We start from the raw sequence: 13,578 nt of genomic DNA on the forward strand, positions 1-13,578 counted from the left end.
ATCCAAAAGGATAAAAATATTCAATCGCGATGAATGGTCACAGGCTTCGGGTGACTTTAATGTCCGAGGAAACTAATTTTAAATAAATCTAAAAATCATGAAAAAGTCAAGTTTAGAAATGCTCAGACTTACTTCTGATGAAGTACTGGGAAGAAGTCAGATGAAGAAGATTACTGGGGGAGCTAGATTCACCTGTTCTTGCTCCGATGGTAGTACCTCATGGGATGGAAACTATAGTACTGCTATGCAAATTTCGAATGCTATAAATAATGAATGTGGAAGTGCAGGTGGTTCTTGTCATGCTGCCCCACAGCAGTGATATTTCAACATTAAAATAGTTTTATTGGCCATATCTATTTCGATATGGCCATTTAAGTTAAAAAAATGTTTATGCGATACATAATATCTTTCTTTATTATCACACTATTTTCCTGTTCCGAAAAAACTGGTGATATCAGATCGGGTTATTTCTCCAATGTTCAGTTTTCATTAGATACAGTTATCATTGATCCTGGAATTAATATAATTTTTTTGGAATATGATCTCCTTAATGCGGACAAAAGCATTGATGATAAATACCTTTTTAATTTTAATATGGATGACCATTCACTTGAAAAAATTAACCTGAATACTTTGCGTCTTGAGGAAAAGCTTCCTTTTGAAAAAGAAGGCCCCAACGGAACAGGCCCATCTTTTGGGGGCTTAAAAATTCGAAATGAAAATCAATTCACCATTGGTGGGATGAACCGGACAGAATTATTTTCTTTGAATGGAGAAAAATTAAAGACAATTCGTTATGATAGTTTTTTTTTAGAAAGTAACCCATCGGTAGCTGGCGAGTTTGTAAGTCCAATTACTTTTCTTGAAGAAGAGTCCAATCGCTTATATGTCTTGATTGATCAAAAGGCGAATAAGAGTTATGCTTTCGGTATACTTCATTTGGATAACTATGAAATTATTAGAATGCCGCTGAAAACTTTTGAGGACTTATACGATTATGGCTTTACCTTTTTCATGGGTCAGAGCAGTATAGGTTTTGGACCAGGTAAGGGAATTGATATGTTTGGTACTAAACTGGTACTATCCAATCAAATTACAAGTGCATTAATGGTTTATGATACGGAGATGGATTCGCTTTATACAAAAGATTATTGCAGCAAACTAATTGCCGATAAAAAGGTGAGACCCTATCAATTGGAGCATGAAACTGAGGAAAGTTTAGAAGCTGAATACTCAAGATTCCATCAGGAGATAAATTTTTTAGCCCCATTTTGGGATGAGAAAAACCAAGTCTTTTATCGCTTTGCTTATCAGGAAATGCCATCTGAATCCAAAGAAGATGTGCAAATAAAATCGAAAATTTACCTGACAGTTTTAGACAAAGACTTGAACCTTATAGGAGAAACATTGGTGCCTCAACTGACAAAAAAACCCGCTAAACCATTTTCCAGACAATTTCCCAAGCATTTTGCCAAGGACGGAAAAATCTGGATTTATGAGAATATCAATGATGAGATGGGGTTTGCGGTCTTAACTATCTCAAAAAAAGAAATAGGATGAAACTCCTGTTCTCTATCCTTCCTATCTGTTTTAAATTTTCAATTCTTAACTTTTGAAAACCAGTTTCTCCTTCTACAAGCAACCCGATACCAAGGACTGTGGACCGACCTGCCTTCGCATCATAGCAAAACACTATGGCAAGCTGATATCCTTAAAAGAAATCCGTGAGATATCGGAAACGACCAGAGAAGGAAGCAGCTTGCTGAAACTGAGTGATGCTGCAGAGGCCATGGGGTTTAAAACCATAGGCGCAAAATTGAATTTCAATAAACTCAGGGAAGCCCCCCTTCCATTTATTGTTCATTGGAACAAACACCACTATGTAGTGGTGTATAAAATCAAAAAGGATACCGTCTATATTTCCGACCCTGCTTATGGCTTGATCAATTATTCAAAGGAAGAGTTTATCTCCAGATGGATCGGCAACAATGCCGATGAGCATACCAAAGAAGGTATTACGCTCCTGCTTGAACCTACCCCAACATTCAGAAAAATGAAATGGGAAGGCAAAGAGAAGCGTTCCCTCAGCTTCCTTTTCAAGTACCTCTTCAATTATAAAAACCTGATAGCTCAACTGGCTATCGGATTACTGGTAGGTAGTCTGTTGCAGTTGATTTTTCCTTTCCTGACACAGAGTATAGTAGATGTGGGGATCCAAAACCAGGATATCAACTTTATTTACCTGGTCCTTTTTGCCCAGATCATGCTCTTCCTCGGAAGGATGAGTGTAGAAGTGCTTCGGAGTTGGATATTGCTCCACCTAACTACCCGGATCAATATTTCCTTGGTTTCGGATTTTTTTATCAAGCTGATGAACTTGCCCATTTCCTATTTCGATACCCGGATGACGGGAGATATCATGCAGCGCATCGGGGACCACCGCAGGATAGAGAACCTGCTGACGGGAACTACGCTCAGTACCCTATTTTCTTTTTTCAACCTGATCGTTTTTGGTGCTGTCCTGATTTATGACAGCCTTACGATTTTTTTGATCTTTCTTGGAGGAAGTGTAATATACCTTGCTTGGGTGTTGTTTTTTATGAAGCGGCGTAGGGAACTGGATTATAAGCGCTTTGCACAGATGAGCCAGGAACAGAGCACTGTGATAGAACTGATCAACGGTATGCAGGAAATCAAGATGCACAATGCCGAAAAGCAAAAGAGATGGAGTTGGGAATTTGTGCAGGCCCGGTTGTTTCAGGTATCGATTCAGTCCCTTTCTATTGATTTTACCATGAAAATCGCAACCCAAACTTTCATTTTTCATGGTAAATCAATCATAAAACAAACCCGGCAGATACAGGGAAATTTCCGGTATATAGGTTACCAAAAACAGCACAAGCAAACTCACCAAAAGAAAGGGTAGGCCTGCTTTACTGATTTTTTCCAAGGAGACATTGCCTATACTGGAAGCTACAAAAAGGCAGATTCCCACAGGAGGTGTCGTCAACCCGATCACCAGATTGACCACCATGATCATGGCAAACTGTATCGGATCCACACCCACATGCACAGCTACTCCGAGCAATACAGGGAATAGAATAAGCAATGCGGCTATGGTTTCCATAAATGCCCCAACAAAGAGCAATAGGATATTGATCATCAGCAGGATCAATAGCTTGTTTTCGGTGATGTTGAGCAAGCCAGCTGCAATCATTTGTGGTATTTCATCCACTGTCATGATCCAGGCAAAGAGATTGGCAAAGCCTACCAGGACCATCAGTGAGGCAGTGGTCTTGGCCGATTCCAAAATGATCTTGGGCAACATGGCCAATTTGAGTTCTTTGTAAACAAACAGACCTATCAAAATGGCATAAACTACCGCTACAATGGATGCTTCTGTAGGTGTAAATATCCCGCCTATTATTCCGAAAAGAATCAGCAAGGTCATCATGATAGCCCAAAATGCCTGATAAAAACTCTTGAACATCTTGATGGCAGAGACACGCTCCTTTTTGGGATAGTTTCTTTTGACCGATATCATATAAGTGACGCCCATCAATCCAAGACCCAATAGTAATCCCGGAACAATTCCTGCTACAAACAACTTTCCTACCGAAAGCCCTGTCAAGGTTGCCGCAATGATCATCGGCAAACTGGGAGGAATAATCGGTCCCAAAGTGGAGGAAGTTGCAGTTACTGCACAGGAAAACTCCTTGTCATAGCCTTCTTTTTCCATGGCAGGAATCATGACCGCACCAATGCTGGCGGTATCTGCTATGGCTGTTCCAGATATGCCACCAAATAACATGGAAGCCCCTACATTGGCCAAACCCAAACCTCCCCGGATATGCCCCAGAAAAGCATTACAGAAATGGATGATCCTACCGGTAATCCCACTCGCATTCATCAGATTTCCGGCAAGTATAAACCCCGGAATGGCCAAGAGTACAAATACATCTATGCCTGCATACATTTTTTGAGGAATGACAATCAGTGGTAGGTCGGTAAAAAGGAGATAAAAGAAGGAAGAAAGCCCTAAGGCAAAAGCTATTGGAAAACCCAGAACCAGTAAAAGCACAAAGACAATAAAAAGAAGAATGATCATCTGCTTGCCTTTAAGAGTTTAAGATTAACAGAAAACTCTATGGCTGCATATGCCAGTACCAAGCTACTCATTGCTGTCATGGAAAAATAGATAAAGGCCATATTGACCTTCATGGAGGCGGATTGTTGGAGAGCTACAACTTGCATCAGTGAAAAACTGTAATAGAGCATGACCGCCATCAACAGGATCAAACTGCCTAAAATGACATTTTCCAGAATCAAGCCTGCCTTCCTTGAAATTTTGTCGAAAATGATACTGACCCGCACATAAGCTTTGTCCTTGACAGCCAATCCAGCTCCTAAGCTCACCATATAGACAAAGCAAAATCTCGCCAGTTCTTCTGTCCATGCAGGAGACCAGGGAAGTGCATACCGGGAAACCACCTGAAGGATCACTGTAATCATCATCAGTATAAAACTGATGATTACAGCCCATTCCAGCGATTTTTCGAACATGTTTCCTCTATCCATTAATTTATAATATGATTATACCCTTATTTGGGAGGTGTTTTTATTTAGTCATCTCGAAATCGAGAGGGGATATCCGCAAATATCGAATATCCATAAGTATCAAATCAGTATTTAGAGTATTTCATTTTTTCATTTCTGGCACTAACCATTATTTAATAGCCTGAATTTTTCTGAACATTTCTTTCTGACCTTCGCTGAAGTTTTCCAGCACGGCTTCACTTGCGATTTTTTCAAAGGCTTCCTTATCCACTTCTACAAATTCCATCCCTTTACTGATCAAAAATTCCCGATCCAGGTTTTCCTGTTCCAGATGGAGATTGTGTTCATGTTCCTGCATGATTGCCGCAGCTTCCAAGACGATCTCCTGCAGCTCAACTGGCAGTCTCTCAAATTGCTTTTTCCCCATGACCACATAAGCCCAGCCTTTGACATGTTCGGTAAGGTTGCAATATTTCTGTACCTCGTAGAGGCCAGCATTCCTAATATGGGAAAAAGGGTTTTCCTGCCCGTGTACGGTGGATTGTTGCAATGCGGTAAATACTTCTGAAAAGGCCATGGGCGTCGGTTTCGCTCCCAAGGCACTCCATGTTTTGACAAAAAGGGAAACATTGGGTACCCTGATAATCATGTTTTTCAGGTCTTCAGGATGCCTGATGGGAACATTGGAAGTAAGGTTTCTGGCTCCTCTTTCAAACCAGGCAATGGGTTTGAGTCCAGCGATTTCTTCAATATGTGCTTCTATTTCTTTTCCGATTGGTCCTCCGGCTACTTTTCTGAGGTGCTCCGAATCACGGATGGCATAGGGGGTAGCGCAGAGAATGGCATAAGGCAAACTCCAGTTTTCTAAGGATTCAGCAGTAATCACAAAGTCTACACTACCGCTAAGGATTCCGGTAATCATATCCATTTCCTTTCCTAGCTGTTCGTTGGGATAGATTTTAACCTGAATCCTACCACCGGACCTTTCTTCTACTACTTCTTTGAACTTTACCGAAGCCTTATGCCAGGTATTGTCTTCATTCATGATATGACCAAAACGAAGCGTGAATTCAGGTTTACCTGAATCTGTTTTGCATGAGCAAATAATGGATATTAAGAAAAAAAGAGGCAAAAGCCGGAAGACTGGCTGCATTTGGTTCTAGGGTTTTACATAGAACAAGTTAGCCGAAAAAAATAAAAAAGCCCTTCCAAATTTTTCAAAAGGGCTTTTTTCTATATATGTAGTTTGATTATAAGCTTTTCCCCAAAATATTAACTGCTTAAGTTTACCGCTAACTAGAGGTCAATATCAATGAATATCAAATATCAATCAATATCGAAATTAAACTAAATCAAATTGTTATTTCGGTATTTTCAAGGTTCTGAATTTACAATATTTTGTAATATTTAAAATGGAACCCTCACATTCAAAGCCACATTTCTACCGATTTGGTTGATACCAAAAGGTCTGAAAAGGGACATGTGATCCAGGTAAGTTTGATTCAGTAGGTTGGTACCACTCAGGTAGACATCAACTAGATTTTTACCGACTTGTACATTACCTCCCACATTCAACCCCAGTAGGTAATAGCCTGGTGTAGCCTCTTCCAAAGGAGCTTCTCTATTTTGGTCAAATACAGCAGTTCCCAAAAGGCTGATATAAGGCCTTTGAATACCTCCGAAATTTTTCAACCTGAAATCAACACTTTGCGTCCACCTGAAAGCAGGAATATAAGGCAAGAAGCTCCAGTCTGATCTTCTTTGGCCAATGACCATGCTGTATGCAGTATTGAAATTTACCCATTTGGCACCTACAGGTTGGTAATTCAATTCCAATTCTCCACCATATAGTCTTGCATTGTCTTGTTCAAAAACCCAGACAGTCAAGTCTTCCACCATTTCTTCTGTGGGCGAGAAAAAGATGTAATTATCGATGTGGTTGTAGAATACTTCTCCAGAGATGCTGAAACCATTGTTGCTATATCTTACACCGAAGTCAGTCTGAATATTTTGCTCTCTTTCAAAACTTGCATCCCCTCTTTCAAATCTGCTGGTACCTGGGTGAGGACCGTTTGAATAGAGTTCTGCCAAATCCGGAGCCCTGAATCCTTGTGCAATATTCATTCTGAACCTCCATTTTGAGCTTGGTCTGAAAGTTGCCCCCGCACTGGTAGTAACCCCATCAAAGGTTCTTTCCAATCTTCTGTCTGCGGGATCACCTGGAAGGATAAAGCCATAGTCTATTAGATTTGGCGCATTGGCATCTGCCACTACTTTTCTCCAGTCATAGCGTATTCCACCTTGAATTACCCATTTGTCTTTATTGTAATTAACCAATGCATAAGCAGATCTATCGTCTTTGGTAGCATCGGGGATCAGTATTTCCTCTGCCTCATCCATATTGGTGTTGGTAAGATAGAAGCCCTGTACTCCAAAAATCAATTCTGTATGTTCGGTCAAAGATTTGTAATACTTGAGATCATACATGAAGTTGGTTTGATTCAAACCCAAATCTACTTCATCAAAATCATCTTCTATTTCTTTCCTCTGGTTGATATGGTAGCCGAATGTTGCCTTCAACCTATCTTCTCCAAGAAATACATTCGTTTCTGAATTGAAAAAATGATCGGTTACGTCCTGAAAAGGGAGCTGCATGGAACGGTCATTTCTGGTGGTGACCAATTCATCCAATTCATCCTCCTCTAAAATACCTAGGTTTTGCTGCAAGTAAGTATAGCGGATGCGGGTATCTCCCCATTCTTTTTTCAAGCCCACACCGGCTTTGATGTTTTGCGTATTGAATCTGGTATTGCCTACCGTATTTCCATCTCCATCTAGGTAGTCAGCATGTGATTCTGTGGCTCCTCTCAAGGACCAAACAAAGCCATTTTCGTTTGCCCCTTTGGCACCTGCTTCTACTCTTCCTCCCAGAGAGTTGCTAAACCCTCTTAAGTTGACATCGCCGTTTATTTCACCTGCTGATGCATCTCTTTCTTCGATCAGGTTGACCACACCTGCCATAGCACCTGATCCATAAATGATGGAAGCGGGGCCTTTGATCATTTCTATGTCTGCTATCCCAGTTTCGGTCAAACCAAGCCCATGGTCTGCTCCCCACTGCTGGTTTTCAAACCTTGCACCTTGATATACAGATAGTACTCTGCTGAAAGATAGACCTCTGATTACTGGCTTGCTAATACCCGGCCCCAAGGAGATCTCACTGACTCCCGGAGTTCTGGTAAGTGCTGTCATCAGGTTTGGGGATGGCATTTTCAAAATGTCACTTTTGTTGATTTTTTCTATGCTTATAGGCGAGCTTTCTTTGCTCATCACATAGGCACCTGAGATGACAACCTCGTCAATACTCGTGGTGCTTTCCTCTAATTCTACAGTCAGACTACCAGTTCTACCAGGATTGAGCGTTCTGATTTCTGTTGCATAACCCACAAAAGAGATTTGGAGGGTAAGGTTCTTTTCTGGTAGAGAACCTAGGTTAAAGTTACCGTTTAGGTCAGTTACTACACCTCTGTTCAATTCGGGAATAAATACTGAAACTCCAGGAAGCGGGGTTTTGGAATCTTTGTCCACCACTTTCCCTGAAAGCGAAATGTCTTGTGCAGCAATCACACCTACAGAAATGAGGAGTGATATAGCCACGAATAATACTCTCATGGTAATATCAATTGTTAAATTTTAAATAAAAAAGAAGTTTTGGTCTCTTGGCTTAGACCGGGTTTGGCGGATATTAAGAAAAAGTGGGTGGACCGCGGTGCTCAAAACCTAAGGCAGTAGCCTGGAAAAATTCTTGAGATATAAAAGTAGATATTATGCTTTCATTGAGTGTTGGGGCACTGGGAACCGCTACTTCAAAGTGAAAAGCAAAATATTCTCCATGTGCGATCAAGTCTAAAATGATCAGCTCCATTTCCGTATGACCATGGTCAGAAGGGTCATCACTTTCCGCTTCCAATAAGATCGGGTGGGCATGGCTAATGATTTTCCCATTTTCTAACTCATGGGAGTGGAAAAATAAAACGCCATTGGCCAAGACACTTAGCATCAAAGCTAAGCTCAAAAGGCTCATTAAAGGCACTATCTTTCTCCAAAGTTTCATTATCCCAAATTGAATCAATACAACGCGAAGTTAACAAACATTGTTAAATTAGGGACACCTTTTTTATTTTTATTAGCAAACAAAATTAAAAATTAGATAAGGCTAAAAATATTTTAATGCTGTAAATTACGTAATTTTCAAACATGATAAATTATGAATTCCGCCCGGAAACCTTTTTTGACGGCACTGGACCGAATGCCATGGTAGCCAAACTTTTGTACCCTGAAAGCCAATGGGGTGAAGAAATCAGTATTTATGTAAATGTGACAGACGGCAATTATTGTTTCGAGGCAATTGACTTTTATGGGAATGACATCAAGTTGAATCCTGAAACTGTAAAAAAAATTCCAACCTTGCAGGAGCTGATTTTTCTAATCGAAACCATGGATGTCAATCCCGAAACGGCTCAAGGTAATGTAGAACTTACCCTATCCGGCATCCCTGAGGCAGAAAGTGCTTTTTATCCAGACTTGGAAAGGTATTTTACTGAGAAAAGAAAACACTATGGACTCCGCTAAAAATCCAGTATGGTTTCGTGGTTTCTTGAAAGTATATGAAAAGTTCTGTACCAATAACTGTAGGTTTCAAATGCAACACAATCATTGAGCTCCATTCCCTGGAATTCCATTTTTCTGATACTTCCATCAGGAAGCCAGCTTCTCAGGTCATTTGCCTGATCAATGGTCAGCTGGGACAATTGAATTATCTTCTGTTCTTTGATAATCAGTGGTATCAGTCGTGTCATGTTTTAAATTATTTTATCCACTGCAAATGAAATCCTTTTTGATTCGGAATTGATTAAATATAAATTACCCTTGTGTTAATTTTGGGATTTCTATGATCACCATGGTAGCTTACATGATTCAAACATCCTTTTAGTGACTAAATCCATAATTATCCAATTTCAGTTGAAAACTGGTAGAATCATTCATTAATTAGACAAAGTGGTATTTCTGAAATCTGTATTTATAATTTTACACGTCTATACCCAAAAGGAATTTTGCTAAACTGATAACATGCTTAATATCATCCTCATTGTAGTTTTTTTGATTGTAGGGATATTCCTTCAAAGGGTAAAAGCCTTACCGCATAATTTGGCAACCCACCTTAATAATTATCTGATTTACATAGTACTTCCTGTATTAGCTTTAAAGTACCTACCTGAAGTGGATTTAAAGGTTGAATTGATTCTTCCCATTGGCACGGCTTGGCTGAGTTTCGCTCTATCCTGGATCATATTTGGATTAATAGGTAAAAAGCTGAAATGGAAGGACTCACTGACTGGCTGTCTGATAATAGTATCAGGTCTTGCCAACACCTCATTCGTAGGCTTTCCCATTGTCCAGGCACTTTATGGTCAAGAAGCGGTAAAAATTGCTTTATTGATAGATCAGGCCGGTTCTTTTATTATCGTCAGCAGTGTAGCCGTGATAGTGGCTTCAATTTATAGTGAAGGTAAAAAGAGAAAGCGCGACATTTCTAAAAAAATTCTGACTTTTCCCCCTTTTTCTTTTTTCGTCATAGCCATGGTGATGAATATATTGCAGTTGAAGATTCCATCAATTATACTCCCGGCTTTTGATACCATAGCAGCCACACTTACCCCAGTCGCATTGGTAGCAGTAGGGTTACAAGTAAAAGTGAATGTTCAAGCCATGGGCTCTCCTTTCCTTTGGATGGGTTTGGGATACAAGCTTTTGCTGATACCCTTGATTGTGTATCTGCTTTATACCACGATATTCCAGTTGGAAGGTCTATTGTTGAAGGTTTCGGTGATAGAAACAGCCATGGCGCCTATGATTACGGGGTCTATCATAGCCATTTCCCATGATCTTGAGCCAAAGTTGGCATCCCTACTCGTGGGAGTAGGGATACCCCTGTCTTTTTTGACATTGGCTTTATGGTATTTTATACTGGGCTGATCAGGGAATGCTTGTTGTGTCAGGTTTCGTATTTCTGGGTCTTAAAACATTCCTGAGTACATTTTTAGCTTCTTCGACTGCTTTATCTTTTGTTTCTGAAGCTTTTCTTTCCGCTTCTCTTTTGACGCTGTCCTGAACAGATTCTGCCTTAGATTTTACTTCCCTTCGAATGCTGTCCTCCGCAGCTCTAAACTGTTGGGTAGCTTGTTCTTGAATATTTTCCCTTTCCTGTCCGACTCTAGAGCGCAGGGCAGTTGACAAGAGGTTTTCTATGCTATTCCCACCTGCAAGACTCACTCTAGGATTGGAGTAAGTGCCGCCCAAGTTTAAGGAAACAGGTATGATGGTGGATTCACCACTTTGGGCACCGCTGATTGTTGACAACAAGTTGTTTGCCAATGAACCAAATTTACCCGCAGGAACCTGCATATTGATCAGGTAGTTGATACTGCCATCAAATGAAGTACTTCCCTGAATATTGGCTTGATAATCCCAAAGTCTGATATCAAATGGCCTCACATCCATTACCCCATCATTGATTTCTATTGGAATACTGACATTTCTCATTTGAAGGCTATTGGATTCATTTAGCCTCGTTACCTGAGAAACCGCCTGTAGCAATTGTGGGTTTTGGTAAGCAGCTTCAGCGACTCTTAACAAACCTTTGCCATCTAAAGATGAAAGTATTGGCATCATATCAGGACCGAGCTTTCCCGAGAAATTAAGTTTGGTATTGAAGTTCCCGGTAAGGTGCTGCGCAATAGGGGCAAAGGCCCTTACTGTATTGAATGTTTCAAAAGCCCTAGGAATGCTGAGACTTGAAATATCCAGATCAAAATCAAAATTAGGGGCTGTTACGTCTCTTGGGTCATAACTGCCATTGATACTGACTTGTCCTCCTAGTGTATTCATCGCAGCGTCTCTGAATCTCAGGACACCGTCTTTTATGGTAAGACTACCTCTTACATTTTTTAGACTAAGGTTATCATAAAGTACTTCGTCCATATTGACAGCTAGGGTAAAGTCAATGTCTGTGGGAAGAGGAATTACACTCAATTCCATAGATTCGTCAGCTGTATCTGCAGTCATCCATTCATTGATATTGAACTTGCTGGAATTCAAGGTAAGCTGTCCATTTAGCACTTCATCCTTTTTAAGGAAATAGTCAAGATAGTTGGCTAAAAATCCTGAAGCCATCAGTGGACTTTCTCCTAACCTGGAGTCAAAGCTTTTTAAATTTATCCTTTGAGGGGAAAACTCCATTTCTGAATTGTTTATCCTTATTCCCTGTGGTAAATCATTTGAGTTAAAGTAAAAGTCCTTGAGTGCCATCTCGCCCCGCATGTCAATCCTATTATACCTTCCGGCCTCTACATCTGTGTAAGAGCCTTTTGTTTCCAGGTCTGCCCTTAGCTTGCCTTCCATGATAATATCTTCCATCGGGAAAATGGCTAGCATTTTTCCTAAGTCTACTGATCCTTTCAGAGCACCATCCCAATTGAGTTTTGAAAAATCCTGGATCCTAAGGTTGCCAGTCACCTGCTCATCTTCAAGCTCAAACCCAAATTGGGAAAGGTTCACCACGAAATCATTCATTTTACCACTGGGGTTAATGATGCTCGCATTCACATTGAGCTTCTCAATTGGCGCTGGATATTCCACACTTTTAATAAAACCATTGGTCAGTGACAGTTTTGCATTTATACTTGGGATGATTTCCGCTACAGAATCATACCTACCCTTTGCGGCAGCATCTACATCCAATATTCCCCTGAGCGTAATACCATCAACAGGAAAAATAGAAGTGAGCTCTTCTAGGTTTAACCTTCCTTTTAAAGCACCATCTATGGGGTAATCCACCAAATTAGCCAACGCGAACCTCCCTGAAATAGGGTTGCTTCCGAAATTCATGCTGAAAGTAGGAATATCCACAGATGTATTGTCCAAGTTGTTGCTATTATTGACCATTTGCATGGCCACATTGATGTCACTGACAGGTCTTGGGAGATCGGGATATTGAAACATGCCGTCCTCTACTTTGAGTGATATGTCAAATGATGGAAAACTGCTTTCATTATATATGCCTTTCATAAACCCTCTGAAGTCCATGGTACCTGATGTCCTCAAATTTTCAAAACTTTCAGTATAGATACCTGGGACTAGTGAGAGGATACTTTTGAAGGAATTGTTTTTCCCTTCAAAAGCCAAATCCATTTCTATATCGTCATTTGGTAGGGCAATAAAACCCTGAAGATCAAAAAGGAATTCATTGAGTTGAAAACTTCCATCGCCAAGGGAGAACCTAAATTGCTCCAAATCCACGTTGAGCACAGTTTCACCTTTGAAGGTCTTGCTTCTCAGATAATTGGTACCCTCATAAGTGACATCAGCTATATATGCTTCCATCTTCATAGGAAGGTCGTAAACATCAAGTGTAAAATCTCCCCTACCTTCTATATCTATTTGTCCCAAGGCCATAAAAAAATCAAGTTGGCGGTCATTATAGATTAGGTCAAGGTCATTGACTTCAAGAATATCCACTGCCATTTTAAAGTTGCTTTCAGCAGGGGCTTCTTCTGAAGGATATGTGATGTCATAATTGGCAGTACCATCTTCCAAGACTTTTACATATAGACTACCACCATCGAGGTGTAAACCTGTAAGTGTAGGATATTCATCAAAAATGACACTTCGCAGGTTAAAATCAATCTGTAATTGATTGACATGTATCAAGGTATCGTTTTGAAAAGGAGGATTTCCAATGATACCAAATTCACGGACAGTTGCCGAGATATGGGGAAACCTCTGAAATATACTCAAACTTATATTATTGAAATCATAATAAACCTGAGCATTGACAGAAGCTTGGATTTCTCTGTCTATTCTTTCTGCTATTTTATCTTTGAAAATAAAGGGAAGGGCAATCAAAATTCCCAATAGCACCAAAAACACTGCCCCTGCAATCAATAGCTTCTTTTTCATACC

At 40.2% G+C, this 13,578-nt stretch carries 12 protein-coding genes; 5 read left to right on the forward strand and 7 right to left on the reverse strand.

What is annotated here, in order from left to right:
- Positions 1-97: 97 nt before the first annotated feature.
- The 3 genes from EA341_RS10930 to EA341_RS10940 all read left to right on the forward strand — a co-directional run bounded on the left by EA341_RS10930 (position 98) and on the right by EA341_RS10940 (position 2,926).
- The gene (locus tag EA341_RS10930) at positions 98-319 is read left to right on the forward strand and encodes a hypothetical protein (RefSeq protein ID WP_293014120.1); all 222 of its coding nucleotides are present in this window, start codon (positions 98-100) and stop codon (positions 317-319) included.
- A 71-nt stretch (positions 320-390) separates the two neighbouring features.
- Positions 391-1,560, forward strand: coding sequence for a DUF4221 family protein (locus tag EA341_RS10935; RefSeq protein ID WP_293014122.1), 1,170 nt, complete (start codon positions 391-393; stop codon positions 1,558-1,560).
- Positions 1,561-1,612: 52 nt separating this feature from the next.
- Entirely contained in the window at positions 1,613-2,926 is a 1,314-nt protein-coding gene (locus EA341_RS10940; RefSeq protein ID WP_293014124.1) for a cysteine peptidase family C39 domain-containing protein, read from the forward strand.
- Here the strand turns inward: EA341_RS10940 and EA341_RS10945 are convergent.
- The 5 genes from EA341_RS10945 to EA341_RS10965 form a co-directional block, all read right to left on the reverse strand.
- Positions 2,834-4,108: a TRAP transporter large permease gene (locus tag EA341_RS10945; protein WP_293014126.1), complete on the reverse strand. Its 1,275-nt coding sequence runs from the start codon at positions 4,106-4,108 to the stop codon at positions 2,834-2,836. The genes EA341_RS10940 and EA341_RS10945 overlap by 93 nt on opposite strands.
- The gene (locus EA341_RS10950; RefSeq protein WP_293014128.1) at positions 4,105-4,578 is read right to left on the reverse strand and encodes a TRAP transporter small permease; all 474 of its coding nucleotides are present in this window, start codon (positions 4,576-4,578) and stop codon (positions 4,105-4,107) included. Before EA341_RS10950 ends, EA341_RS10945 begins: the two co-directional genes overlap by 4 nt.
- 148 nt (positions 4,579-4,726) lie before the next feature.
- The gene (locus EA341_RS10955) at positions 4,727-5,710 is read right to left on the reverse strand and encodes a TRAP transporter substrate-binding protein (protein ID WP_293014130.1); all 984 of its coding nucleotides are present in this window, start codon (positions 5,708-5,710) and stop codon (positions 4,727-4,729) included.
- Positions 5,711-5,964: 254 nt separating this feature from the next.
- Positions 5,965-8,229 carry a TonB-dependent receptor gene (locus EA341_RS10960; protein ID WP_293014132.1) on the reverse strand — a complete coding sequence of 755 codons (2,265 nt, stop codon included), beginning with the start codon at positions 8,227-8,229 and terminating at the stop codon, positions 5,965-5,967.
- A gap of 73 nt (positions 8,230-8,302) precedes the next feature.
- Positions 8,303-8,671, reverse strand: a complete 369-nt coding sequence (locus tag EA341_RS10965; RefSeq protein WP_293014135.1) for a hypothetical protein — start codon at positions 8,669-8,671, stop codon at positions 8,303-8,305.
- A 143-nt stretch (positions 8,672-8,814) separates the two neighbouring features.
- Between EA341_RS10965 and EA341_RS10970 the strand changes: the two genes are divergently transcribed.
- On the forward strand, positions 8,815-9,189 hold the full coding sequence (locus EA341_RS10970; RefSeq protein WP_293014141.1) for a UDP-glucuronosyltransferase: 375 nt from the start codon (positions 8,815-8,817) through the stop codon (positions 9,187-9,189).
- On the opposite strand, the gene EA341_RS10975 is transcribed toward EA341_RS10970, so the two are convergent.
- A complete protein-coding gene (locus EA341_RS10975) occupies positions 9,186-9,416 on the reverse strand; it encodes a hypothetical protein (protein ID WP_293014145.1) in 231 nt (76 codons plus the stop codon). The two genes, EA341_RS10970 and EA341_RS10975, sit on opposite strands and share 4 nt — an antisense overlap.
- Positions 9,417-9,687: 271 nt before the next feature.
- Here EA341_RS10975 and EA341_RS10980 point away from each other — a divergent pair, with 271 nt between their 5' ends.
- Positions 9,688-10,593 (forward strand): AEC family transporter, encoded by a 906-nt coding sequence (locus EA341_RS10980; RefSeq protein WP_293014149.1) that lies wholly within the window; start codon positions 9,688-9,690, stop codon positions 10,591-10,593.
- On the opposite strand, the gene EA341_RS10985 is transcribed toward EA341_RS10980, so the two are convergent.
- Positions 10,594-13,575 carry an AsmA-like C-terminal region-containing protein gene (locus EA341_RS10985; protein ID WP_293014151.1) on the reverse strand — a complete coding sequence of 994 codons (2,982 nt, stop codon included), beginning with the start codon at positions 13,573-13,575 and terminating at the stop codon, positions 10,594-10,596.
- Positions 13,576-13,578: the final 3 nt, after the last annotated feature.

This window comes from Mongoliibacter sp. (genome assembly GCF_007692705.1).
Lineage (GTDB): Bacteria > Bacteroidota > Bacteroidia > Cytophagales > Cyclobacteriaceae > Mongoliibacter.

Coding starts and splice junctions, on each gene's coding strand:
- EA341_RS10975 (WP_293014145.1), bottom strand. CDS start 9,416: ATGACACGACTGATACCACTGATTATCAAAGAACAGAAGATAATTCAA.
- EA341_RS10935 (WP_293014122.1), top strand. CDS start 391: ATGCGATACATAATATCTTTCTTTATTATCACACTATTTTCCTGTTCC.
- EA341_RS10970 (WP_293014141.1), top strand. CDS start 8,815: ATGATAAATTATGAATTCCGCCCGGAAACCTTTTTTGACGGCACTGGA.
- EA341_RS10985 (WP_293014151.1), bottom strand. CDS start 13,575: ATGAAAAAGAAGCTATTGATTGCAGGGGCAGTGTTTTTGGTGCTATTG.
- EA341_RS10945 (WP_293014126.1), bottom strand. CDS start 4,108: ATGATCATTCTTCTTTTTATTGTCTTTGTGCTTTTACTGGTTCTGGGT.
- EA341_RS10980 (WP_293014149.1), top strand. CDS start 9,688: ATGCTTAATATCATCCTCATTGTAGTTTTTTTGATTGTAGGGATATTC.
- EA341_RS10950 (WP_293014128.1), bottom strand. CDS start 4,578: ATGGATAGAGGAAACATGTTCGAAAAATCGCTGGAATGGGCTGTAATC.
- EA341_RS10955 (WP_293014130.1), bottom strand. CDS start 5,710: ATGCAGCCAGTCTTCCGGCTTTTGCCTCTTTTTTTCTTAATATCCATT.
- EA341_RS10930 (WP_293014120.1), top strand. CDS start 98: ATGAAAAAGTCAAGTTTAGAAATGCTCAGACTTACTTCTGATGAAGTA.
- EA341_RS10960 (WP_293014132.1), bottom strand. CDS start 8,229: ATGAGAGTATTATTCGTGGCTATATCACTCCTCATTTCTGTAGGTGTG.
- EA341_RS10965 (WP_293014135.1), bottom strand. CDS start 8,671: ATGAAACTTTGGAGAAAGATAGTGCCTTTAATGAGCCTTTTGAGCTTA.